We start from the raw sequence: 22,511 nt of genomic DNA on the forward strand, positions 1-22,511 counted from the left end.
AACCTCGACCGGCTACCGCAGCTCCGCCGCCAGCCGAGGGAGCAGCGCGAGGGGATTGGCGCGTTCCACCCGTGCCCGGCCGTCGCCGTCGAACACGTCGGACAGGCCGGGGGCCGGGTCGTCCGTGTCCGAGGCGGAGTAGGTGAGTCCGCTGAAGGGCCAGTCGGTTCCGAAGACGATGTGGTCGACGTCGGTCACTTCGAGCACCGATCGCAGCGACGACGCCGAGGCGGACAGTGCGGTGTCGTAATGGAAGCGTCGCAGTGCACCCTCGAGGCCGAGCAGCGACACGGACGGGATCTGATCCGGTGCGACGGCGCGGGGCGCATTCAGCCGCGTGGCGAGGTACGGCAGGCAACCACCCGCGTGAGCGAGGACGAAGCGGATGTTCGGATACCGGTCGAGGGTGCCGGCCGCGATCATCTCGACCGCGGTCCGTGTGGTCTCGAACGGGAACTCGAGGAGGAAGCTCGGAAGCGGCAGTGGGGGAGCCGAACCCGCGGGGAGCTCGCCGGGGTGCACGAAGACGAGCGCGGACCGCGCGTCGAGCAACGCCATGATCGGCTCGAAGCGTGGGTCACCGAGGTAGATGCCGTCGTACGACGACAGCAGTGCCACCCCGTCCATTCCCAGCACGTCCAGGCCGTACGCGATCTCGGCGAGGGACGCCGGCACGTCCGGAAGTGGCACGGTGACCAGGGAGCCGAAACGAGTGGGATGCAGTCGAACCTGGTCGGCCGCGTAGTCGTTGCAGGAGCGCGCGAGGCGCACCGCCTCGAGGCCGCGCACGAACCGCACTCCGGGGTCGGAGATCGAGAGCACCTGGGCCGCGATGCCGAACTCGTCCATGAACGCGAGAGCGGACTCCGGCGACCACGCGGGCAGCGGTAGGCCGCCCGGAACCAGAAGCCCGGCGCGCAGCACGGCCTCCCGATACATCGGCGGGATCATGTGCGCGTGTAGGTCCACTCGATACGCGCCTGTGGGAGCGGCCGAGGCCGTCGGTCCCGTGGCCGCGAGCAGCCCCGTGCCGAGCACGCCTCCGCCGATCAGAGTCTGCAGAGCCTGTCGTCGTGTCGCCATCGTCGTTCCCCCCGTGTGCGGAAGCCGTCCCCCCGGCTCTGCGGCAACGTAACAGGCGTCGGTGCCACTCCTGATGTTTTCATCGGAATTCGGGACCGGTCACGAGTCGACGTGGTCCTGCGTGTCGTCCAGTCGGCCGGCAGCTGCGCGTCGACGAAGGACCTCGCGGTGTCCGAACGTCGCACGGAGAATCTGCTCCCGGTCGGCCACGGTGCTGCCGACGGCGCCCGCCACGGTGCCGAGTGATGCCGAGAGCCAGGCCAGGCGAACGTAATCGGAGAGGTTCGCCGCACGCCCGATCTGTTCGGACAGGAACGACGGAGAGATCACCACCGCGGCCGCCGCGCCGACCACCGCGAACAGGACCGCGTACATGACGGCCACCCCGGACACGACCGTACCGAGGGTGGCGAGGTTGTACATCGTGCGATCGAACCCACGCTCGCGTCGAGCGCGCCTCTCCCACAGTCCGTTCGGCACGATGAGCCATGTCGTCACGGCCACGAGGGCGGTGGCGGACACCGCTGACAGACGCACGATCGACATCGAGGCCGCCATCTGCCAGATGCTCGAGTAGAAGAGGCCGAACGCGGACGTCGCGGTCGCCGCGGCGAGTGCGCCGGACAACGTCGGCATCAACCGCCACGGGCGGTTGGTGCGGATCATGCCCGCGACCACTCGCGCTCGTCCCGCCAGGGCGGGCGCCACCAGGGCGTCGTGGCCGGAGACGGTGGACCAGTGCGCGAGACCCGTGGCGGGATCGGGCCTGTCGACACCGGTGGCGTCGCGTAGCGCTTCCAGCGCGGCCAGCGTGACGGCGCGCGCCCGCGGCGCGACTCGGTGGGTCCCGAACGACGGAACGTAGACGACCACCATCGACGGCCCGACGATCTCGGCGAGTACGGGGCGGGACCGCACGCGCCGCGGTATCTCGGACACGCACACGGTGAGGATGTCCTCGCTGCCCCCGGTATGGCCGAGCAGGGACGCCCAGGTGTCCAGGTCGGGGCTGCCGCTCTGTACCGGTGGCAACGGGATCGCGACCTGGTCGACGGTGAGCACGTCGCCGTCGCGCGTGGCCGATCCGTCGAGATCGGCCGCGACGGAGTCGGCGACGGCGGCGGCGAAGCCGGGATCGGACGCGACTCTGACGACGGGCATCCTGGTCGGCTACCCGTGTCGGTCGTTCGGAAACGGCGCGGCGGCGACTCCAGCCCTTGCGTCGCGGCCTCTCTCGCGCGAGACCGCGCTCGCTAGCGTTCGGCCCGAAGTAGTTCCACGTCGGAGACCAGGCGGATGTGATCGGCCATCGCACGTCCGGCTTCCACGGTGTCCTCGCGCCGGATGGCCTCGGCGATACGCCGATGACCTTCGAGAGACGATCGTGGGCGATCCGATTGCGACAGCGACTCGATGCGGGTCTCGCGAATCAGTTCGGCGATCTCGCCCATCAACCGGGCGAGGAGCGGGGAATGCGCCGCGGCCGTCACGGCCCGGTGGAACAGTTCGTCCCCCGACACTCCTCGCTCACCGCCGGAGATCTCCGCCTCCATGACGTCCAGGGCGTGGTCGATGGCGCGCATCTCGTCGTCACTGCGCCGGGCCGCGGCCAGTTCGGCCAGTTTGACCTCGAGTGCCTCACGCGCCTCGATGACCTCGGGAAGGCGATCGGCGTGCTCGCGGAGCGCCCGAATGGCCATGTCGCCCACCGGTCTACGAACCAGTACTGCTCCGTCGCCGTGCCGCACGGACAGGATGCCCTGCACCTCGAGAGCCACCAGGGCCTGGCTGAGGGACGCGCGACTGACGCCGAGCTGGCCGGCGAGTTCGCGCTCGGCCGGCAATCGTTCGCCGACCTGCATGTCGCGCGCCGCGATGTGGTCGCACAACTGCTCGACGATCACCTCGTACAACCGCGGGCGGTTCACCGGACGGATCTGGTCGGCCACTGGGTCACCCGTTCTCTGCGTCACTCGTGCTCTGCTCCACTCACCCACAGAGTAGCGCCACCACGGCGTCGTTACTCCGCCCACAGTGAGGGTTGACAGTGACTCAGTTCACTGCCAGAGTCATCGGTGTCTCAGTGGCTAGTCCACTTCGCCACTGACGCTCTCGGGCAGACGCCCGCGAGACACTCACACGGACCGGAGACCATCGATGTCGACCGAGTTGATACCCATTCTCGCGCTGGTCGTCATGTTCCTCGCAGCCACGGTGCTGCCGGTGAACATGGGCGCCCTGGGCTTCGTCGCAGCGTTCCTCGTCGGCACGCTCGCCGTCGGCATGGACACGGACCAGATCATCGGGGGATTCCCGAGCAGTCTCTTCCTCACCCTCGTCGGCATCACGTATCTCTTCGCGATCGCCCAGAACAACGGCACCGTCGACCTCCTGGTCCGTGGCGCCGTACGACTCGTCGGGGGGAGGGTCGCGCTCATTCCGTGGGTGATGTTCGGTATCACCGGCGTTCTCACGGCGATCGGGGCACTGGGCCCCGCAGCCGTGGCGATCGTGGCACCCATCGCCCTCGGCTTCGCGGCGCGCTACAAGATCAATGCGCTGCTCATGGGCATGATGGTCATCCACGGTGCCCAGGCGGGCGGGTTCTCGCCGATCAGCATCTACGGAGTCACCGTCAACCGCATCGCGGCCGACGCCGGGCTCACCAACAGTCCGCTGACTCTGTTCCTCGGAAGTCTGCTGTTCAACGCGGCCATCGGAGCACTGCTCTTCACGTTCCTGGGCGGACGGTCGCTCATCGGGCGCAGCGTCCACGACGACGACGGTCTCAGGCCGGACGGCGATCCGGGTTCCGTGGGCGGCGGCACCACGCGGACGACCGTGATGCGCGGTTTCGGTGCGACGACGACCAAGCGTCCGTCCCAGACTGTCACCGTGGAGAACGCGCCTCCGCTGGCCACGGCGGTCAAGGCGATCACGCCCGATCAGATTCTCACCCTCGTGGGACTCGTGTCGCTGGCAGTCCTGTCGCTGATCCTCGATCTCGACGTGGGCTTCGTGTCCATGACGGTCGCGGTGGTGCTGGCACTGGCGTCGCCGAAGGCGCAGAAGGGTGCGATCAACCAGATCAGTTGGTCCACCGTCCTTCTGATCGGAGGAATTCTGACCTTCGTCGGGGTGCTGCAGGAAGCGGGCACGGTCGAGTACGTCGGTAACGCCGTCGCCGGCATCGGCATCCCGCTGCTCGTCGCCGTCCTGCTCTGCTACATCGGTGCGATCGTGTCCGCCTTCGCATCCTCCACCGCGATCCTGGGCGTCACCATTCCGCTGGCAGTGCCGTTCCTGCTGGCAGGTGAGGTGGGTGCCGTCGGCGTGATCGTCGCGCTCGCCATCTCGTCCACCATCGTCGACGTCAGCCCGTTCTCGACGAACGGCGCGTTGGTGCTCGCCAACGCGCAGGGCGTCGATCGCGACGTCTTCTACCGGCAGATTCTGAAGTACAGCGCGCTGGTCGTGGCCATCGGACCACTGGTGGCCTGGGCCGTGCTCGTCGTCCCCGGCTGGATGTAACCGCTCCGCCGACGCTCCGTTGACATCACGTGGGCGTCGTGGTCTCCTTAATTGGCTAGGCCACTAGGTCACCGAACCAAAGCCACGCTCTCCGACAGGATCGAGAAACGCCATGCCTCTCAACACCACGGGCAGGACCGGCCCCCTCGACGGCACCGTCGTCGTCGATCTCACCCGCGCCCTCGCAGGACCGCACGCCGCGATGATGCTCGGCGATCTCGGTGCGGACGTCATCAAGATCGAATCGCCCAAGGGTGGTGACGACACCCGCGTGTGGGGCCCGCCCTTCGTCACACCGGAGCCGGGTGACGGTCACGCCGACCGCGAATCGACCTACTTCCTCTCCGCCAATCGGAACAAGCGGTCGATCGCCCTCGACCTCAAGACGGACGACGGTCGCGACGCCCTCGAGGCGATGATCGCCAAGGCCGACGTTCTGCTCGAGAACTTCCGCACCGGTGTTCTCGACCGGTTGGGATTCACGACCGAGCGACTGGCCGAGCTCAATCCCGGCCTGGTCGTGTTGTCCATCAGCGGTTTCGGCCACGACGGTCCGGAGGGCGGCCGCTCCGGCTACGACCAGATCGCACAGGGGGAGGCCGGCCTCATGTCCTTCACGGGCTCCGGGCCGGACGACGTCCAACGCGTGGGCGTTCCCATCGCCGACCTCCTGGCGGGCATGTACGGAGCTTTCGGAGTGCTCGCCGCACTTCGGGAACGAGATCGCACGGGGCGCGGAAAGGTGGTGCGCACCTCGCTTCTCGCGAGCGTCGTGGGAGTGCACGCCTTCCAGGGCACGAAGTGGACCGTCGCGGGGGAGATCGGACAGGCGCAGGGCAATCACCACCCCTCCATCTGCCCGTACGGGCTGTTCCCGACCTCCGACGGCGCGGTGCAGATCTCGGTGGGCAGCGAGGGTCTGTGGCATCGCTTCTGCGACGGCTTCGGCATCGATCCGGACCTCGAGGGCATGGCCACCAACCCGCAGCGCGTCGGTAGCCGGGACGACGTCGTCGAGCTGGTGTCGAAGATCTTCCGCACGTACGAGACCGAGCCGCTGCTCGCTCTTCTCGACGAGATCGGCGTCCCGGCCGGCAAGGTGCGCAACGTCCAGGAAGTCTACGAATGGGAGCAGACCCGGTCGCAGGGTCTTCTCGTCGACGTCGAGCACGAGACGCTCGGGAAGGTGACACTCCCCGGACCGCCGTTGCGCTTCTTCGACGCCGACGGAGCGGAGACCACCGAGACCCGGCATCTCGCTCCGCCCGTTCTGGGCGCCGACGAGAATCTGGTCCGCGCATGGTTGGCGGAGAGCGTCTGATGGCCGGCATCGGTGCCCTCGCTCTGCTCGACATCGTGGTCGACGCGGGAAGTTTCGAGTCGTGGGACTCCACCCCGCACGATCATCCGGTCGACGAGGCGTACACCGCGGAACTCGCGGCGGCGCGGGAGAAGACCGGACTCGACGAGTCGGTGATCACCGGTGTCGCCACCATCTCCGGTCGGCGGGTGGCGATCCTGTTGTGCGAGTTCCGTTTCCTCGGCGGTTCCATCGGGGTCGCGGCCGGGGAACGTCTGACGACGGCAGTACGCCGGGCGACCGCCGAGCGCCTTCCGCTGTTGGCGCTCCCGACGTCGGGCGGCACGCGAATGCAGGAGGGCACGGTGGCGTTCCTGCAGATGGTCAAGATCACGGCTGCGGTCACTGCCCACAAAGCGGCACATCTTCCGTACATCGTCTATCTCCGGCACCCCACCACGGGCGGAGTGTTCGCGTCCTGGGGATCGCTCGGTCACGTCACCATCGCCGAACCCGGTGCGCTGGTGGGGTTCCTCGGCCCGCGGGTGTACGAGGCCCTCTACGACACGCCGTTCCCGACGGGGGTGCAGACATCGGAGAACCTGCAGGCGCACGGACTCGTGGACGCGGTGAAGCGACCGGATCAACTCGGCGAGGTGGTGGATCGCGCTCTGCGCATCATGACGCTTCCGGCGGGGACACGCCCGCGGCCGGCGCCGGCGCCGGAGTGGTCGATCGACGACGTCCCGGCCTGGGACTCCATCGTGGCGTCCCGGCGGGCCGACCGCCCGGGTGTCCGCGAGCTGCTCTACAACGCGGCCTCGGACGTGCTGCCGCTCAACGGGACCGGGCAGGGTGAGACGGACCCCGGACTGATTCTCGCGCTGGTGCGTTTCGGCGACATGCCCTGTGTGCTGCTGGGGCAGGATCGCCGGGGCCAGACGCCGTTGACCCCGCTGGGTCCGGCAGCACTGCGTGAGGCGAGGCGGGGAATGCGCCTGGCTGCGGAACTACGACTGCCGTTGGTGACCGTGATCGACACCGCGGGCGCCGCGCTGTCGAAGGAGGCCGAGGAAGGTGGGCTCGGCGCGGAGATCGCGCGCTCCATCGCGGACATGGTCGATCTGGACACGCCGACCATCTCGGTACTGCTCGGCCAGGGCACCGGTGGTGGCGCCCTCGCGCTGGTTCCGGCGGACCGCGTCCTGGCTGCACAGCACGCGTGGCTCTCTCCGTTGCCACCCGAAGGTGCGAGCGCCATCGTGCATCGCGACACCGCTCATGCCCCCGACATGGCTGTGCGCCAGGGTGTCCGGTCGCTCGACCTCCGTGGCGCCGGCATCGTGGATCTGATCGTGCCGGAGTACCCCGACGCCGCCGACGAGGTCCAGCCGTTCTGCGATCGCGTGGGTTCGGTGCTGCACCGGGAGCTGGCCGATCTGCTGGCAGAAGATCCGGACATGCGCAGGATCGCCCGGGAGAAGCGCTTCGACCGGATCGGTTCCGCCATGACGGCGGTGTGACGAGGAACCCTGTCAGCGCCTCCGGAGGGAGCGCACGATCGTGGTGGCCGCCACGCCCGCCAGAACCCACGGACCGCCGACGATGATCGGATCGATCCACGCGTGGTGCATGTCGACGCGGGTGGTTCCCCGCCTCGACCGCATCCCGTGGTGGGTGATCTCGGTGCGGATCCCGGTCTGCGTGATCGGGTTGTCGGGGTGCACGGTGGTCAGCGAACGCAGGTGGGATTCGACGGCGTCCACGCGGTCGCCCGCCAGGAGTAGCAGCCAGTGCGCCGCCCGGCCCTCGCTGTAGCGATAAGCGAACCGGCGCACGGCGCCGGACACCCCGCGCAGAGGTGCCGTCGTGCCGAAGACCGGCGGAAGAGTTCCGTGTTCGATGGATCGTTCGCGGGGACGCAGCTCGGGTTGACGCTCCGGGAAGTCCCAGTGCGCACCGGTCGCGCCGGGGTCGAATCGTTCTCGCGGCACGGACGGACGGTCTGCGGGATCGAGGTCGACACCCCATCCGGGAATTCGTGCGCGCAACTCGTCGTGGTCGGGTACGGGTGGGTGATCGGCACGGTAGACCATGGGTGGTCCTCTCAGCTCGCGTTCGGCAGCACGATCGGCTTGATGCAGCCGTCGAGCTTGGACGAGAAGATGTGGTAACCGTCGGCGATGTGCTCCAACGGAATTCGATGGGTGATGATCTCGCTGGGCTTGATGTAGCCGTTACGAATGTGCGAGAACAAGCGTGGCCATTGGCGCTTGACGGGGCACTGGTTCATGCGCAGGGTCAGCCCCTTGTTCATCGCGTCGCCGAACTTGACCGCACTGAACATGGGCCCGTACGCGCCCACGACCGAGACCGTCCCGCCCTTGCGGACACTGTCGATGGCCCAATTGAGGGCGATGGGGGACCCGCCCTGGAGTGTGAACTTCGCGGCGGTGACGTGCTGGAGGAAGTTCCCGTCGGCTTCGGCGCCCACCGCGTCGATCACGCGGTCCGCACCGAGATGGTCGGTGGCCCTCTTCATGGTCACCACGAGGTCGTCGTGCTCCGCGAAGTTGATCGTCTCGGCGTGGGCGAAGGTGCGGGCCTTGGCGAGACGGTTCTCGAGGTGGTCGACGACGATCACCCTGCCGGCGCCCATCAGCCACGCAGACGTGGCGGCGAACAGCCCGACGGGACCGGCTCCGAACACCGCCACGGTGTCACCCTCGACGATGTCCGCGAGCTGCGCGCCGAAGTATCCGGTGGCGAGGGCATCGGTGCACAGAAGCGCGTCCTCGTCGTCCATCCAGTCCGGAATGATCGAGGGCCCGACGTCGGCGAACGGTACCCGGACGTACTGTGCCTGACCTCCGTCGTACCCGCCGCACGTGTGGGAGTACCCGTAGATGCCGCCGACGGCCGTCGCATTCGGATTGACGTTGTGGCAGTTGGAGTACAGGCCGCGTGCGCAGAAGAAACACGACCCGCAGTACACGTTGAACGGCACCATGACCCGATCGCCCGGTGTCAGGTTCCGGACCGACGGCCCGACCTCCTCGACCACGCCGATGAACTCGTGACCGAACGTCGTCCCGACCCTGGTGTCCGGCATCATGCCGTGATACAGGTGGAGATCGGATCCACAGATGGCCGCCATCTCGACCCGGACGACGGCGTCGTTCGGATGCTCGATGGTCGGCATGTCCTTGTTCTGCACTCGGACCTTGTACGGGCCTCGATAAGTCATGGCTTTCACGCGGTGCGATCTACCCGGCCCGCGTGCGGGGAAACACCGAACAGGTGGGTGAATCTCGATTCGGTGCCCGCCGATCACTCAGTCGTCGAGTTTGAAGCCGACCTTCAGCGTCACCTGGAAGTGCGCGACCGCGCCGTTCTCGATGTGTCCGCGGGTCTCGGTGACCTCGAACCAGTCGAGCTCCCGCAGTGTGCTGCTCGCGCGGGAGATGGCCTTGCGGATGGCGTCGTCGACACCCTCCGTCGAGGTTCCGACGATCTCGGTGACGCGGTAGACGTTGTCGCTCATGGTGTGCCCTTCACTCGGTGACAGTTCCCCGTCATCGTGCGTCCTCGGGTGTCGTCCGGTCCAGGGTTCCGATCATCGCGGTTCGACGCGGTCGAGCACCTGTGTCCGTTTCGGAAGTGGGTGGCTCGGGTAGAAGACGTGCGGCGGCAGCGGCGGCGCGTGCGTCGGCGTGGACGCCCGGTGAGGTTGAGACCACAGCCTGCCGATGGAACGGCCTTCCCGCACGGACCACGCGGGCGGGGAGGCCGTTTCCGTCTTCTATTCGGAGTCGGGCGGAGGTCGGATCTACTCAGTCCGAGACGGTGAGACCGTGCGCGTGCACGTAGGCGAGTGCCTGGACCGTGTCGATGCGAGCTCCGTCGAGCACGGCCGACGTCCAGAACGTGGCATCGGCGATGCTGCCCCGCAGATCCGCATCGTTCAACCGGAGCCCGGAGGTGCGGGCACCGCCGAAGTCGACACCGCGCAGCGTGGCCTTGCGGAGATCGGTCCCGACGAGGTTGGCGTCACGCAGGCGCGCCCCGGTGAGGTCGAGTCCGCGGAGGTCGAGACCGCCGAGCGAGGTGAGCATGAGATCGACCTCGTCGAAGACCGCGGGCGTGATGCGCGAGTCCGCGATGGCGGAACCGAGAAACGATGTACTGCGGAAGGTGCTGTGCCACAACCGGCTCCGCCGGAACTCGCAGTTGCGAAAGGCCGACCCGACGTGCGTCGAGTCCGTCAGATCCACGCCGGAGAAGTCGCAGTCGGTGAAGACGACACCGTGGGTGGTCAGACCGCCGAGGTCCGCGTCGATGAAGCTGCAGGACGTGTACGAACGCCTGTCCCACCGCTGGCCGTGTGCGTCGATCTCGTTGTAGTTCTCGTCCTCGAACGACCGGTCGGCGAATTCGTCCTCCACACGGGGGACTCTAGCGGGAAGGCCGGAGGCCGGTCGGGGTGTGGCGGGAAGGCCGGAGGCCGGTCGGAATGCAGGCGGTCAGGCGGTCGGGCGGGCGGTGGGGCCCATCCGCGGCACGCTGGCGGGGAGCACGGCGTCGACGAGAGCCGCCGCTCGCGGGTCCACGTCGGCATCGGTCCGGGCGATGAACGTCGTGGTGCTGGTGCACACGTCCTCGCCGTGCGACGTCAGATGGTTCTGGACCACCAGGATGTCGTTGCCCGCGAACTGGCGGATCGACAGCACCTGGAGAGTGGACACCAGCTGATCTCCCTGCATGACCGGGCGATGCAGAACGAAGCTCTGATCGGTCTGCATGACTGCCGTGATCTCGTACTCCACGAGGATGTGCGCGAAGAGATAGTCGATGGCGATGGATCCGACGACGCTCACGAAGGTCGCGGGCGCGACGAGTCCCTCGTATCCCAACTCGGCCGCAGCGGCCTCCTTGTGGTGCGCCGGATGTTCGTTCTGGATGGCGCGGGAGAGTTCGCGGATCTTCTCGCGGCCGACCTCGTAGTAGTCGGGGATGACGTAGGCGTGTCCGACCAGGCGGGAGCTGCGTTCGAACCGGTGATCGGGCTCGTGCGGAACGAGCGGGCGAGTCTCGTGAGCACTTGTCACGGAGTCGTCGGTCACCGAATTGCTGGTCACGTGGAGCCTTCCCCTGGGACGCGCCCACCCCCATCGGCACACGCGTATGTGAACAAATCCTACTTCGCGTGTGAATATCCACAAATGCGGCAGTCGAACCCCGTCGGTCGGGTGCGCGGGTGCGCGGGTGCGCGGGTGCGCGGGTGCGCGGGTGCGTGGTCGCCGCCGGCGTGCACGGTTCTCGTGAGGTGTGGGCGCGAGATCGGTCAGGGAACCTGAGTCGGTCGCATTCAGGTCAGGTGTCGGACCGGCCGCGCCGACTGTCGAGGTAGGCCCTCGCCCTGAGGGACCGCAACCATTCCGGACCGGGCCGGACACTGTCGGGAGTGCGCCGGATCGGGTCGAACGACAGGTCGCCACCGGACTGGTCGACCGAGCCGAGCGTCAGTTCGGCCAACGGGACGTACGCCCCGGTGCCCTCGGCCTGCTCGAACTCGAAGACCAGCGGCCTCGCACGTACAGCGTCGACGATGGAGTCCAGGGTGGGCAGCGGCGGCGCGGCGACGGCCCGCGCGCGGACCCACCACTGACCACCCTCGAACTGCAGCGGCATCAGCGTCGAGAAGGAGGCCGTCTCGAACGCGAGCACCGGGAGCGGAACGCACCGCGTCACGACCTCCCGCCCGGCGCTGGCAAGGAGGATGTCCCAGGCACCGTCGGCCCGGTCGGTCGGCGGGAGACGCAACGCGAGACCCGCGACGTCGGGAACCCGTCGGGGCAGCCCGAGCGCGGTGGACAGGCGCACCGTCACCTCGCACGTGCCCACAGGCAGTCCGGCGTCGCCCTCGGCGGTACGGCGCAGTGTGCCCGTCAGAACCTTCCCGTGGGGATGGAACAGCTTGGCGTGGCGCAGCGCCGACCCCAGCCCGAACGGCAGGGCGAGCGCGCGCACGGGCATCGACGTCTCGTTCACGCTCGGGGATTGCCCGGTGTGTGACGTGAGGAAACGTCGCCGCTCAGGCTCCGTCGTGGGCCTTCTGCAGGTCGGCGACCACGATCTTCGACATCGACAGCATGGCCTGCACGACGCGCTGGGACGCCGCCGGATCCGGGGTGCTCATCAGCTGCATCAGCTGGACCGGGACGATCTGCCAGGAGACCCCGAACTTGTCCTTGCACCAGGCGCACCGGCCCTCGGATCCACCGTCGGACGTGAGCGCGTTCCAGTAGCGGTCGACCTCTTCCTGCCCGTCGCAGCTGACAGCCATGGAGATCGCTTCGGTGAACGGGAACTGTGGCCCCCCGTTCAGGGCGTTGAATCGCTGACCGAAGAGCTCGAAGTCGACCATCATCGCGCGGCCCGGGGCGCCGGGTCCACCGTCCCCGTAGCGGCTGACGTTCAGTATCGCTCCCGTGCCGAACGTCGCGAGGTAGAACTCCGCGGCCTCCTCGGCCCGGTCGTCGAACCACAGTGTGGGGGTGATCTTCTGCATCGTGAGGTCCTTCGTCTTCGGATGGCGGAGCGAACTCGACCCGTCAGCCGTGTCGACTCCGGCCGACGGCGAAAGTCATCGCGCGATGCCGGCAGTCAGCAGTGTGGCCAGCTCCCGGTAGGCGGCGGCGTCGTCCAGACCCGTGCGACGGGCGAGGGCACGGCTCTGGATCGAGACCATCACCGACGCGGCGACGTCGGCGACGAACGCGGCGTGGACGTCCCGCACGTCGCCGGCGCGGACCCCGTCGTCGATGATGCCGCGGACTCGCTCGGCCGCGATGGCGGTGTTGCGTTCGTAGACGAGCCTCGACGGCTCGAAGTCGGCGAGGTCGGTCATGAACCGTTCCGACGCCGGCGCGAGTGCTTCACCGACCGCGCCCAGATACGCCGCGAGGCGCTCGCGGGTGCCCGTCGCGGCGTCGGAGGCCGCGTCCACGCGGACCGCTGCCGAGGTGAAGAAGTGCACCGCGGCGGAGCGGACGAGGTCGTCCTTGCTCGCGGCGAGGGTGTACAGCGTGCTCTTCGAGCACCGAAGGCGGCCGGCGATGTCGTTGAGAGTGAGGTGCGCGAAGCCTTCGGCCAGGAACAGGGCCACCACGGAATCGAAGAGCTGCGCGCGCCGCGCCGTCGCGTGAGCTGCTGTCATGGTGAGCGACAGTACTGCAGAACGCCATGCAGTACTGTCGTAGTACTGAGGGGCCCGCTGCAGTACTGGTGCCGCCTCATCCGATCCGCGACCGAGACGAGGACCCATGGCTGTCGAACGACTGCTGCCGAACGACGACGCACGTGACCTTCTCCAGTTGACCCGCGACATCGCGGACAAGGTCCTCGACCCCATCGTCGACGAACACGAGAAGGCCGAGACCTATCCCGACGGCGTCTTCGCCACGCTCGGCGAGGCGGGGCTGCTCAGCCTGCCGTATCCGGAGGAGTGGGGCGGCGGCGGTCAGTCCTACGAGGTCTATCTGCAGGTGCTCGAGGAACTGGCGTCGCGCTGGGCCGCGGTGGCCGTCGCCGTGAGCGTGCACGGGCTCTCGTGCCACCCGCTGATGTCCTTCGGGTCGGAGGACCAGAAGTCGCGGTGGCTGCCGGACATGCTCGGTGGGCGCACGATCGGCGCCTACAGCCTCTCGGAGCCACAGGCCGGCAGCGACGCGGCCGCCCTCTCCTGCAAGGCCGTGGCCGGTCCGGAGGGGTACACCGTCACCGGGTCGAAGGCCTGGATCACGCACGGCGGCAAGGCGGACTTCTACACGCTATTCGCGCGCACCGGCGAGGGCTCGCGGGGCATCTCCTGCTTCCTCGTGCCCGCCGACCTCGAGGGGCTCTCCTTCGGAGCTCCGGAGGAGAAGATGGGGCTGCACGCGATACCCACGACGGCCGCCCACTACGACGGCGCGGTGCTGTCGGCCGATCGCCGCATCGGCGAGGAGGGGCAGGGGCTCGGCATCGCGTTCAGTGCCCTCGACGCCGGGAGGCTGGGCATCGCCGCCGTCGCCGTCGGCATCGCCCAGGCCGCGCTCGACGATGCCGTGGCCTATGCGCAGGAGCGAACGACGTTCGGCCGCAAGATCATCGATCATCAAGGGCTCGGGTTCGTGCTGGCCGACATGGCAGCGGCGGTGGACTCGGCCCGGGCGACGTACATCGACGCGGCACGCCGCAAGGATGCCGGACTGCCGTTCTCACGTCAGGCCTCCGTGGCCAAGCTCGTGGCGACGGACGCGGCGATGAAGGTGACGACCGACGGCGTGCAGGTGTTCGGAGGCTACGGGTACACCCGAGACTTCCGGGTCGAGCGGTACATGCGCGACGCCAAGATCACGCAGATCTTCGAGGGCACCAACCAGATCCAGCGTCTGGTGATCAGCCGGTCGCTGGCCTGACCCCCCGTGCGCACTATGCGCATCCAGCGGTACGCACAGGGCGCACGGGGCGATAGCCTCCCGCTATGAGCTCGTTCACCGGAATCCCGGAGGCCGCCCTCGATTTCTACGAGGATCTCGAGGTCGACAACAGCAAGACCTGGTGGGCCGAACACAAGCACGTCTACGACGAATCGGTCCGCGCGCCCATGACCGCGCTCACGGAGTTACTGGCCGAGGAGTTCGGGACGGCCAAGCTCTTCCGGCCGCACCGCGACGTCCGCTTCTCCAAGGACAAGGTGCCGTACAAGACGCACCAGGGTGCCTACGTGCAGGTGGCCCCGTCCACGGGGTGGTACGTGCAGGTCGACGCCTCCGGCCTCATGGTCGCCGGCGGGTTCTACGCGTCCACGTCCGACTCCATCGCCCAGTTCCGCGCCGTCGTCGACGACGAGGTCCGCGGGTCGGAGCTCGCGCGAATCGTGGCCGATCTCGAGAGCCGCGGCTACGACCGCGGCGGTGACCGGCTGAAGACCTCGCCGCGCGGCTACGACGCGGATCATCCCCGCATCGATCTGCTGCGCCACAAGTCCCTGACGGCAGGACGGTCCTTCGGCTGCCCGCCGTGGCTCGACACAGCAGAGTGCGCCGATCACATCCGTGGCGCCTGGCGTGATCTCACACCACTTCTCGAATGGTGCCGTCAGGTACTGGCCTGACGTGCCAGCACGGCCAACTGGAGTTCCATCAGCAGTCGCGCGGCGGGATCCGACAGGTCCGTCTCGGTGATCTCCTCGGCCCGTCGGACCCGATAGCGCAACGTGTTCGGGTGCACGTGCAGGTCGGCCGCGGCCCGGCGCACGTCGGACGGGTGCCGCAGATACGTCGCGATGCTCTCGCGTAGCGACGAGGACGTGCGTGCGTCGTACTCGACGAGCGCCGCCATGCGCGGATCGTGCAGCGAGGGGTGCGCGAGGAGCAGATCGACGATCTCACCGAGCAGCACGGACGTCCGCGAATCGGCGAGTGTGGTCACCCTGTCGTCTGCTCCGGCGGTCCCGTCCAGGACGCGATCGACCTCGCGGCGAGCGGCGGCGACCTCGGACAGGGCGGCCACCGGCGAAGCCACCGCGGCCCGCAACCGGATCCCCGTGCGTCCCTCGATGCCCTCGAGCAACCGGCGAGTCCACGACGGCACCGAGGCCTCCGCGCGGGTCCGTGGAACGAGGACGTAGATGCGGTCGCCGAGAGTGGTGACCAGGGACAGTCGGTGAAAGGAACTGGCGTGCAGTCGGATCGCGCCGGACAGATCGGCCATCGTGGCCGACGAGGGGGCATCGGGCGCGGCGCCGTCCACCGCGGCGAGACCGATCACCGCCGCCGGCCCGTCCGTCGGGATGGACAGCGCCGCGGCGAGTGAGGGCACGTCGACCCCACCGCCACGAGCGCCGAGCAGTCGCTGGATCTGCACCGCCTCGTTAGTGGGTGCCTCGAGGATGCGCGTGATCAACCGTGCCGCCACCGCGGCCGCGCCCTGCAGCACGCTCGGAGCATCGTCGGTGAGCCGGCGACGACCTTCCTGGATCCACAGCGTGCCGACCAGTCGTGGTGTGCCCGAACCATCCTGGGTGGCAGTCGTTCTGATGCCGGCGACCAGTCGCCGTCGGATACCCAGATCGGAGTGCGCCGGCACCTCGACGACCTCGTCGGAACGGCGGACCGCGTCGTAGACACCCCACTGCTCGAGTCGCCGGAGATACTCCGCGGGGCCTTCTCGTCCGAGAATGGACAGGGTCCGCAGCTCGTCCGCCTGATCGTCCGACGCCGAGTACGCCAACACGTGCGACCGCTGGTCCTCGATGCTCACCATCCCGCGCGTGAGCACCGCGACGGTGTGCGCCAGCCCGAAGAGATCGGTGTCCGCGCCCACCAGTCCCGCCAGTTCGGACGGTTCCGCGGACGACGGTTGAGGTGTGGTGATCGACGGCGAGGAATGGTCGAGCACGCCGCGCACCATCGACAGGAGGCGGTCCCAGCGGGTCTGCGTGTGCACCGCGACGAGAGCGACGCCGGCCGTGCGAGCCGCGTGCTGCATCAGCGAGGACGCGGCGGCGATCTTCGACATCACCGCGGTGGGTCGAAGGTCGCTGCTCCGCGTCGCCAGGTCGTCGAACCACGCAACGGCGTCCGCTTCCCGCACACCCGCCAGCAGATAGAGGTCCGCCGCGGCGGCGGTCGTGTAGAGCTCGGCGGCCAGATCGTCGGCGTCGACGAGCGTCACCGACCCGATCGGCACGTCCGACCCTGCCGGTGCCACGAGCACCTCGACGAAGGCGGAGTGCAGCGCACGCACGATCGAGTCGAGGGTCGACGAGGTGCGGGTCATGCCGTGCACTCTAAATGTCCTTCGTCCGATCGGACAGGGGTCGGTGTGTTTCTTTGGACGCTGGGCCGAATATCGAGGATGCCGCGTCCGCTTGGCTGAACCCACCGACCCGGCACGAAGACCCGACACCGAGGACCGACATGGACGCCGTCACCGCAGTACCCACCCCCCTGAACGAGCCGGTGCACACGTACGCACCCGGCAGCGCCGAGCGAGCGCGGCTCACGCACCATCTGGACCGACTCGCCGCCACGCCCACCGAGATCACCCAGGTCATCGGCGGAAACCACCGCGACGCGACGGGCTCACGCGAGAACGTCGTGCAACCGCACCGGCACGCGTCCGTCATCGGATCGTTCGCGAATGCCACCCACCAGGACGTGCGCGACGCCATCGACGCGGCGACCGCCGCCGCACCTGCGTGGCGATCGCTGCCCTTCGACGAGCGCGCCGCAGTCTTCCTCCGCGCCGCCGATCTCCTCGCCGGGCCGTGGCGCGAGACCATCGCGGCTGCCACCATGCTGGGGCAGTCGAAGAGCGCGTACCAGGCCGAGATCGACGCACCCTGCGAGCTGATCGACTTCTGGCGCTTCAACGTCTCGTTCGCCCGACAGATCATGGCCGAACAACCGATCTCCGCGCCCGGCGTCTGGAACCGCGTCGAATACCGCCCCCTCGAGGGCTTCGTCTACGCCATCACCCCGTTCAACTTCACCGCCATCGCGGGAAACCTCCCCACGGCGCCGGCGCTCATGGGCAACACCGTGCTGTGGAAGCCGTCGCCCACCCAGGCCGTCGCCGCGTACCTGACGATGCAGCTTCTCGAGGCCGCCGGACTGCCCCCCGGCGTCATCAACCTCGTGCTCGGTGACGGCCCCCTCGTCTCCGAGGTCGCACTCGCCGATCGTCGTCTCGCCGGCATCCACTTCACCGGCTCCACACCGACGTTCCAGCGGCTGTGGCGCGAGGTGGGCGAGAACATCGCCGGCTACGACACCTACCCGCGACTGGTCGGTGAGACCGGTGGCAAGGACTTCGTCGTCGCCCACAGTTCCGCCGACCCGGACGTGCTCACCACGGCGCTGATCCGCGGTGCCTTCGACTTCCAGGGTCAGAAGTGCTCCGCGGCGTCGAGGGCCTTCGTGCCGTCGTCGGTGTGGAAGAGGATGGGGGACAAGCTCGTCGACACCGCGTCGTCGCTGCGTTACGGCGACGTCACCGATCTGTCGAACTTCGGTGGGGCGGTCATCGACCGGAAGGCCTTCGACCGCAACGCGGCTGCACTCGAGCGCGCGAAGTCCACCCCGGGCATCACCATCGCCGCCGGCGGCACCTGCGACGATTCCGTCGGCTACTTCGTGGACCCGACGATCCTGCTCGGTGACGACGCGGGCGACGAGGCGTTCCACACCGAGTACTTCGGCCCGATCCTCGCCGTGCACGTCTACGACGACTCGAAGCCCGGTGCGTTCGAGAACACGCTCGCCATGGTCGACAGCGGGTCGAAGTACGCCCTGACCGGATCGATCATCGCCGACGATCGCGCCGCCGTCACGCAGGCCACCGAGGCCCTGCGCTTCGCCGCCGGCAACTTCTACGTCAACGACAAGCCGACCGGCGCCGTCGTCGGACAGCAGCCGTTCGGCGGTGCTCGCGCGTCGGGCACCAACGACAAGGCCGGATCACCGCAGAACCTGCTCCGGTGGGCCTCCGCGCGCACCATCAAGGAGACTTTCGTGCCGGCCGTGGACCACACCTACCCTCACCAGGGAGTCTGACCGATGGCCACCAACCCGCTCCGCCCCGTCCTGCTCGCCGCCGGGCGATCGCGCCGCCTCGAACGCGTCGTCGCGCGGTCCGTCCTGACCAGGTCGCTCGTCGAACGCTTCATCGCCGGGAGCACCGAACCGGAGGTGGTCGGTGCCGTCGCCGACCTGCTCGGGTCCGGCCGCGTCGTCAGCGTCGATCACCTGGGTGAGGACACCACCGACGCGGCGCAGGCCACCGCGACCGTCGACGCGTATCTGTCCCTACTGCAGGCATACTCACGCCTCCACACCCCACAGCCTCCAGCTTCCCCGTCCACTTCCGGCCGGCCTCCGGCCTGCCCGCCCACCTCCGTCCGGCCTCCGGCCTTCCCGCTGGAGATCTCGCTGAAGCTCTCGGCGCTAGGACAGTCGCTCCCCGACGACGGCCACGCCGTGGCCCTCGCCAACGCCCACAAGGTGTGCGCCGCCGCGGACGCCGCGGGAGTGTGGGTCACCGTCGACGCCGAGGACCACACCACCACCGACTCGACTCTCGCGATCGTGCGGGAGCTCCGCAAGGACTTCCCGACTCTCGGCACCGTCCTGCAGGCGTACCTGCACCGCACCGAACAGGACTGCCGCGAGCTCTCCGGTCCCGGATCGCGAATCCGGTTGTGCAAGGGCGCATATCGCGAACCGGCCAGTGTGGCCTTCCAGAAGAAGGCGGACGTGGACGCCTCGTACGAGCGGTGCCTGCGGGTGCTCATGGAGGGGGAGGGCTACCCCATGGTGGCGTCCCACGATCCCCGCATTATCGAGGCGGCGCGACGAGACGCGGCCGAACTGGGACGTGGACCGGACGACATGGAGTACCAGATGCTCTACGGCATCCGCGACGGTGAGCAGACACGCCTGGTGTCGGAGGGGTACCGCGTCCGCGTGTACGTGCCCTTCGGTACGCAATGGTACGGATACTTCATGCGGCGGTTGGCGGAGCGTCCGGCGAACCTGACGTTCTTCCTCCGGTCACTGCTGACCCGCTCCTGACCCCTCGCCGCGCGCGCGATTCGCGCGTCCGTCGAAACTCCCGTCCCGGCACCCCTCGCCGAGGGCGGGAGTGAAGACGGTGTCACCGCAGGTGCGGCAGTGGTGCGTGCGATGGTGACCGATGCCGCACGAGCACGACCTGGCTCCCACGAGAACCGAACGCGCTTGCAGCACATGACCGTTACCGCAGGTGGCCGGTGCCTCCTCGTGCCAGACCCCGTTCATCAGGTGCAGTCGGCGCCGACGGTTCATCACGGACGTCTCCTCGGGAATCACACGTCACGAGGGAAGGTCTGACGTCGGGTGGTGCAGTGACACCCACCCTACACGGGTGTCGAACACATGTTCGACTTCGAGTGGATCCGATCCGGGACGGAATCAGACGAGCGCGACGCGGGCCACGGCGCCCGAGGTGGGGAACGGTGATCCGCCCGCGGGTTCCACGGTCACCGACAGTGCGGTGGCGCCGTCGACGGGCACGGATGCCGGCTGGGAGAGGTCGTCGGCATCCATCGTCCCGACGGACACGGGCGAGCCCTCGATGAGCCAGACCTGGTAGACCGACCCGGCGGGAGGTGCTGCGACACCCGTCATGCGGAGCACGGCGCGCTCGTCACCGGGGGTGTACTGCACGCTCATGGTGCCGCCTCCGGCCACCGGGGATTCGAGCGGTGCCGCGACGGTCGCGGTGGGAGCCGACGGAGTCGCGCTCTGCTGAACGGCCACCGCCCCGCCCACACCGACGACCACCGCAGCGGCGGCCGCCATCGCGGCGATGCGCCATCCGCGTCGGCGGCTGGGACGCAGGGGGAGGACTGTCGCGCCGTCGGGGTCGACCTGCGCCGTGTCCTCCACGGCCCCCAGGATGCGGACCCGGAGATCGGCGGGGGCGGGAGTGCGTGTCGCGTCCGACGTCACTGCCATCGTCTCGCGGACGTCACGCACGATCGCGTCGAACCTCCGCCTGGTGTGGGCGTCCGTGTCGTCGAGGCGAGTCATGGTCTCGTACTGCTCCGAGGCTGCCATGGCGTCGAGGGCACACAGGTACGCGAGCTCGAGAAGGTCCCGATCCGGCAGCTGCACGGGTCGTTCGGGCGAACCGTGATCGCTCATCTCGGGCTGCCTCCATGCGTGTGGTCGGTGGGTCAGTAAGAGTGGGCGAAAAGTACCCCCGTCACATCCACGGCCGTGCTCTCCTGGCTGATACACCGGGTATTCGGTGCGCTCGCCGCACCGGATGGGCGGAGGGCGTCAGCTCGGTCCGCCCTCGTCGACCAGTCGCGGCCGCAGGTGCTCGAAGATCAGTGTGGTCTCGGTCGCGGCCACCGACGGATGAGCACTGAGGTTCTGGACGACGAAGTCCCTCAGGTGCGCAGAGTCCGTCATCGCGACGTGGATCAGGTAGTCGTCGGCACCGGCGATGAAGTAGACGTCGAGCACCTCGGGGAACGTCGTGAAGGACTCCGCGAACTCGCCCAGGTGGCGCCGGGCACCCGCCAGCAGCCGCACCGCGATCATGGCCTGCAGGCCCTGCCCCAGTGCCGCCGGATCGATGTCGGCGTGGAAGCCGCGGACGACCCCGCGCTCGACCAGTGATCGGACACGTCCCAGACACGTCGACGGGGCGATCCCGGCGCGGACGGCCAGGGTGTTGTTGGGGATGCGGGCGTCGTTCGCCAGTTCGCGCAGGATGACGCGATCGATGCGGTCCAGAGATGCCGCCCGAAGATTGTTCGGTCGCACCGGGGCGGACAGACCCGTATTCGACGATTCGATGTCCATGAGGCCAGTCTACGAAATTATCGTCACTTCGATTGCGGCTCGGTCGAACGAAGTTCACGATTATCGGACATGACGAGTCATCCGGTAGAGGCGAAGGGCGCACCATGAGAATCGGCATACCTCGGGAACTGAAGAACCACGAGTACCGGGTGGCGGCGAGCCCGGCGGGAGTGCACGACATGGTCGTGCACGGTCATCGCGTCGTCGTCGAGACCGAGGCGGGCGCGGGATCGTCGTTCTCGGACAACGACTTCAAGGCTGCCGGCGCGGAGATCTCGAACTCGGCCGACGAGGTGTGGGCGCGGGCCGAGTTGCTGCTCAAGGTGAAGGAGCCGATCGAGGCCGAATACCACCGGCTGCGGTCGGGCCAGGTCCTGTTCGCCTATCTCCATCTCGCCGCGTCGGCCGCATGCACCGATGCCCTCGTCGCGTCCGGCACCACGGCGATCGCCTACGAGACGGTGACCGGCGCGGGCGGCAGTCTGCCGTTGCTCGCACCGATGAGCGAGGTCGCCGGCCGGCTCGCGACCCAGGCCGGGGCGTATCACCTGATGGCGCAGACGGGCGGCCGCGGCGTGCTGATGGGCGGCGTTCCGGGAGTGAGTCCGGCCAAGGTGGTGGTGATCGGCGGTGGGGTGTCGGGATCCAACGCCGTGGCGATGGCACACGGGCTCGGTGCGGACGTGACGGTGTTCGACCTCGACATCGCCAAGCTGCGAACCATCGACGCGCAGTACCGCGGCCAGGTCAAGACCGTGGTGTCGAACAGGTGGGAGCTCGAGCAGGCCGTCGTGGCCGCCGACCTCGTCATCGGGGCGGTCCTCGTCCCGGGTGCCAAGGCCCCGACGGTGGTGTCCAATGCACTGGTCGCACGGATGAAGGCGGGGTCCGTGCTCGTCGACATCGCCATCGATCAGGGCGGGTGTTTCGAGGACTCGCGTCCCACCACGCACGACGATCCCACCTTCCCGGTGCACGATTCGATCTTCTACTGCGTGGCCAACATGCCGGGCTCGGTTCCCCGCACGTCGACGCAGGCGCTGACCAACGCGACGCTCCCGTTCGTTCTCGCTCTCGCCGACCAGGGCTGGGAGCAGGCGTGCGCCACCGTTCCCGGGCTCGCAGACGGTCTCAGCGTGCACGCCGGCAACCTGCTGTCGGACACCGTGAGAACGGCGCTGGGTCGCTAGAGT

At 68.5% G+C, this 22,511-nt stretch carries 22 protein-coding genes; 8 read left to right on the forward strand and 14 right to left on the reverse strand.

Annotated features, from left to right (window positions below; genetic code table 11):
- Positions 1-12 precede the first annotated feature (12 nt).
- The 3 genes from HQ308_RS12475 to HQ308_RS12485 all read right to left on the reverse strand — a co-directional run bounded on the left by HQ308_RS12475 (position 13) and on the right by HQ308_RS12485 (position 3,032).
- Positions 13-1,083 carry an amidohydrolase family protein gene (locus tag HQ308_RS12475; RefSeq protein ID WP_222646562.1) on the reverse strand — a complete coding sequence of 357 codons (1,071 nt, stop codon included), beginning with the start codon at positions 1,081-1,083 and terminating at the stop codon, positions 13-15.
- Between the two features lie 99 nt (positions 1,084-1,182).
- Complete coding sequence (locus tag HQ308_RS12480; protein ID WP_222639621.1) at positions 1,183-2,244, reverse strand: hypothetical protein; 1,062 nt, start codon at positions 2,242-2,244, stop codon at positions 1,183-1,185.
- A 92-nt stretch (positions 2,245-2,336) separates the two neighbouring features.
- Entirely contained in the window at positions 2,337-3,032 is a 696-nt protein-coding gene (locus HQ308_RS12485) for a FadR/GntR family transcriptional regulator (RefSeq protein ID WP_222627962.1), read from the reverse strand.
- A gap of 208 nt (positions 3,033-3,240) precedes the next feature.
- Here HQ308_RS12485 and HQ308_RS12490 point away from each other — a divergent pair, with 208 nt between their 5' ends.
- The 3 genes from HQ308_RS12490 to HQ308_RS12500 all read left to right on the forward strand — a co-directional run bounded on the left by HQ308_RS12490 (position 3,241) and on the right by HQ308_RS12500 (position 7,437).
- Positions 3,241-4,614 (forward strand): SLC13 family permease, encoded by a 1,374-nt coding sequence (locus HQ308_RS12490; RefSeq protein WP_222627960.1) that lies wholly within the window; start codon positions 3,241-3,243, stop codon positions 4,612-4,614.
- Between the two features lie 112 nt (positions 4,615-4,726).
- Positions 4,727-5,935, forward strand: a complete 1,209-nt coding sequence (locus tag HQ308_RS12495) for a CaiB/BaiF CoA-transferase family protein (protein WP_222646563.1) — start codon at positions 4,727-4,729, stop codon at positions 5,933-5,935.
- Entirely contained in the window at positions 5,935-7,437 is a 1,503-nt protein-coding gene (locus HQ308_RS12500; RefSeq protein ID WP_222646668.1) for a carboxyl transferase domain-containing protein, read from the forward strand. The genes HQ308_RS12495 and HQ308_RS12500 overlap by 1 nt, the downstream gene beginning before the upstream one ends.
- A 12-nt stretch (positions 7,438-7,449) precedes the next feature.
- On the opposite strand, the gene HQ308_RS12505 is transcribed toward HQ308_RS12500, so the two are convergent.
- The 8 genes from HQ308_RS12505 to HQ308_RS12540 all read right to left on the reverse strand — a co-directional run bounded on the left by HQ308_RS12505 (position 7,450) and on the right by HQ308_RS12540 (position 13,133).
- Positions 7,450-8,010 (reverse strand): hypothetical protein, encoded by a 561-nt coding sequence (locus HQ308_RS12505; RefSeq protein ID WP_222646564.1) that lies wholly within the window; start codon positions 8,008-8,010, stop codon positions 7,450-7,452.
- Positions 8,011-8,021: 11 nt separating this feature from the next.
- A complete protein-coding gene (locus HQ308_RS12510) occupies positions 8,022-9,170 on the reverse strand; it encodes a zinc-dependent alcohol dehydrogenase (protein WP_222627954.1) in 1,149 nt (382 codons plus the stop codon).
- A 78-nt stretch (positions 9,171-9,248) separates the two neighbouring features.
- Positions 9,249-9,458, reverse strand: a complete 210-nt coding sequence (locus tag HQ308_RS12515; protein ID WP_027504346.1) for a dodecin — start codon at positions 9,456-9,458, stop codon at positions 9,249-9,251.
- Between the two features lie 289 nt (positions 9,459-9,747).
- A complete protein-coding gene (locus HQ308_RS12520) occupies positions 9,748-10,308 on the reverse strand; it encodes a pentapeptide repeat-containing protein (protein ID WP_307109751.1) in 561 nt (186 codons plus the stop codon).
- Between the two features lie 129 nt (positions 10,309-10,437).
- Complete coding sequence (locus tag HQ308_RS12525) at positions 10,438-11,052, reverse strand: MaoC family dehydratase N-terminal domain-containing protein (protein ID WP_222646566.1); 615 nt, start codon at positions 11,050-11,052, stop codon at positions 10,438-10,440.
- A gap of 235 nt (positions 11,053-11,287) precedes the next feature.
- Entirely contained in the window at positions 11,288-11,965 is a 678-nt protein-coding gene (locus tag HQ308_RS12530) for a hypothetical protein (protein WP_051612995.1), read from the reverse strand.
- A gap of 43 nt (positions 11,966-12,008) precedes the next feature.
- Positions 12,009-12,485, reverse strand: coding sequence for a VOC family protein (locus HQ308_RS12535; RefSeq protein ID WP_222646567.1), 477 nt, complete (start codon positions 12,483-12,485; stop codon positions 12,009-12,011).
- 75 nt (positions 12,486-12,560) lie between these two features.
- Positions 12,561-13,133, reverse strand: a complete 573-nt coding sequence (locus HQ308_RS12540) for a TetR/AcrR family transcriptional regulator (protein WP_222646568.1) — start codon at positions 13,131-13,133, stop codon at positions 12,561-12,563.
- 106 nt (positions 13,134-13,239) lie between these two features.
- On the opposite strand from HQ308_RS12540, the gene HQ308_RS12545 reads away from it, so the two are divergent.
- Positions 13,240-14,376, forward strand: coding sequence for an acyl-CoA dehydrogenase family protein (locus HQ308_RS12545; RefSeq protein ID WP_222646569.1), 1,137 nt, complete (start codon positions 13,240-13,242; stop codon positions 14,374-14,376).
- Between the two features lie 65 nt (positions 14,377-14,441).
- Entirely contained in the window at positions 14,442-15,074 is a 633-nt protein-coding gene (locus tag HQ308_RS12550; RefSeq protein WP_056446613.1) for a DUF2461 domain-containing protein, read from the forward strand.
- Here the strand turns inward: HQ308_RS12550 and HQ308_RS12555 are convergent.
- Positions 15,059-16,741 carry a CdaR family transcriptional regulator gene (locus HQ308_RS12555; protein ID WP_222646570.1) on the reverse strand — a complete coding sequence of 561 codons (1,683 nt, stop codon included), beginning with the start codon at positions 16,739-16,741 and terminating at the stop codon, positions 15,059-15,061. The two genes, HQ308_RS12550 and HQ308_RS12555, sit on opposite strands and share 16 nt — an antisense overlap.
- A gap of 140 nt (positions 16,742-16,881) precedes the next feature.
- Here HQ308_RS12555 and pruA point away from each other — a divergent pair, with 140 nt between their 5' ends.
- The gene (gene pruA / locus HQ308_RS12560; protein WP_222646571.1) at positions 16,882-18,519 is read left to right on the forward strand and encodes an L-glutamate gamma-semialdehyde dehydrogenase; all 1,638 of its coding nucleotides are present in this window, start codon (positions 16,882-16,884) and stop codon (positions 18,517-18,519) included.
- A gap of 3 nt (positions 18,520-18,522) precedes the next feature.
- On the forward strand, positions 18,523-19,536 hold the full coding sequence (locus tag HQ308_RS12565; RefSeq protein WP_222646572.1) for a proline dehydrogenase family protein: 1,014 nt from the start codon (positions 18,523-18,525) through the stop codon (positions 19,534-19,536).
- A gap of 378 nt (positions 19,537-19,914) precedes the next feature.
- Here the strand turns inward: HQ308_RS12565 and HQ308_RS12570 are convergent, their stop codons facing one another.
- Entirely contained in the window at positions 19,915-20,649 is a 735-nt protein-coding gene (locus HQ308_RS12570; protein ID WP_222646573.1) for an anti-sigma factor, read from the reverse strand.
- Between the two features lie 138 nt (positions 20,650-20,787).
- A complete protein-coding gene (locus HQ308_RS12575) occupies positions 20,788-21,318 on the reverse strand; it encodes an Lrp/AsnC family transcriptional regulator (protein WP_222646574.1) in 531 nt (176 codons plus the stop codon).
- Between the two features lie 104 nt (positions 21,319-21,422).
- On the opposite strand from HQ308_RS12575, the gene ald reads away from it, so the two are divergent.
- The gene (ald, locus tag HQ308_RS12580) at positions 21,423-22,508 is read left to right on the forward strand and encodes an alanine dehydrogenase (RefSeq protein WP_222646575.1); all 1,086 of its coding nucleotides are present in this window, start codon (positions 21,423-21,425) and stop codon (positions 22,506-22,508) included.
- Positions 22,509-22,511 lie beyond the last annotated feature (3 nt).

This window comes from Rhodococcus sp. BP-241 (genome assembly GCF_019836145.1).
Taxonomy (GTDB): Bacteria; Actinomycetota; Actinomycetes; order Mycobacteriales; family Mycobacteriaceae; genus Rhodococcoides.

Coding starts and splice junctions, on each gene's coding strand:
- HQ308_RS12475 (WP_222646562.1), bottom strand. CDS start 1,083: ATGGCGACACGACGACAGGCTCTGCAGACTCTGATCGGCGGAGGCGTG.
- HQ308_RS12480 (WP_222639621.1), bottom strand. CDS start 2,244: ATGCCCGTCGTCAGAGTCGCGTCCGATCCCGGCTTCGCCGCCGCCGTC.
- HQ308_RS12490 (WP_222627960.1), top strand. CDS start 3,241: ATGTCGACCGAGTTGATACCCATTCTCGCGCTGGTCGTCATGTTCCTC.
- HQ308_RS12495 (WP_222646563.1), top strand. CDS start 4,727: ATGCCTCTCAACACCACGGGCAGGACCGGCCCCCTCGACGGCACCGTC.
- HQ308_RS12500 (WP_222646668.1), top strand. CDS start 5,935: ATGGCCGGCATCGGTGCCCTCGCTCTGCTCGACATCGTGGTCGACGCG.
- HQ308_RS12505 (WP_222646564.1), bottom strand. CDS start 8,010: ATGGTCTACCGTGCCGATCACCCACCCGTACCCGACCACGACGAGTTG.
- HQ308_RS12515 (WP_027504346.1), bottom strand. CDS start 9,458: ATGAGCGACAACGTCTACCGCGTCACCGAGATCGTCGGAACCTCGACG.
- HQ308_RS12535 (WP_222646567.1), bottom strand. CDS start 12,485: ATGCAGAAGATCACCCCCACACTGTGGTTCGACGACCGGGCCGAGGAG.
- HQ308_RS12540 (WP_222646568.1), bottom strand. CDS start 13,133: ATGACAGCAGCTCACGCGACGGCGCGGCGCGCGCAGCTCTTCGATTCC.
- HQ308_RS12545 (WP_222646569.1), top strand. CDS start 13,240: ATGGCTGTCGAACGACTGCTGCCGAACGACGACGCACGTGACCTTCTC.
- HQ308_RS12550 (WP_056446613.1), top strand. CDS start 14,442: ATGAGCTCGTTCACCGGAATCCCGGAGGCCGCCCTCGATTTCTACGAG.
- HQ308_RS12555 (WP_222646570.1), bottom strand. CDS start 16,741: ATGACCCGCACCTCGTCGACCCTCGACTCGATCGTGCGTGCGCTGCAC.
- pruA (WP_222646571.1), top strand. CDS start 16,882: ATGGACGCCGTCACCGCAGTACCCACCCCCCTGAACGAGCCGGTGCAC.
- HQ308_RS12565 (WP_222646572.1), top strand. CDS start 18,523: ATGGCCACCAACCCGCTCCGCCCCGTCCTGCTCGCCGCCGGGCGATCG.
- HQ308_RS12570 (WP_222646573.1), bottom strand. CDS start 20,649: ATGAGCGATCACGGTTCGCCCGAACGACCCGTGCAGCTGCCGGATCGG.
- HQ308_RS12575 (WP_222646574.1), bottom strand. CDS start 21,318: ATGGACATCGAATCGTCGAATACGGGTCTGTCCGCCCCGGTGCGACCG.
- ald (WP_222646575.1), top strand. CDS start 21,423: ATGAGAATCGGCATACCTCGGGAACTGAAGAACCACGAGTACCGGGTG.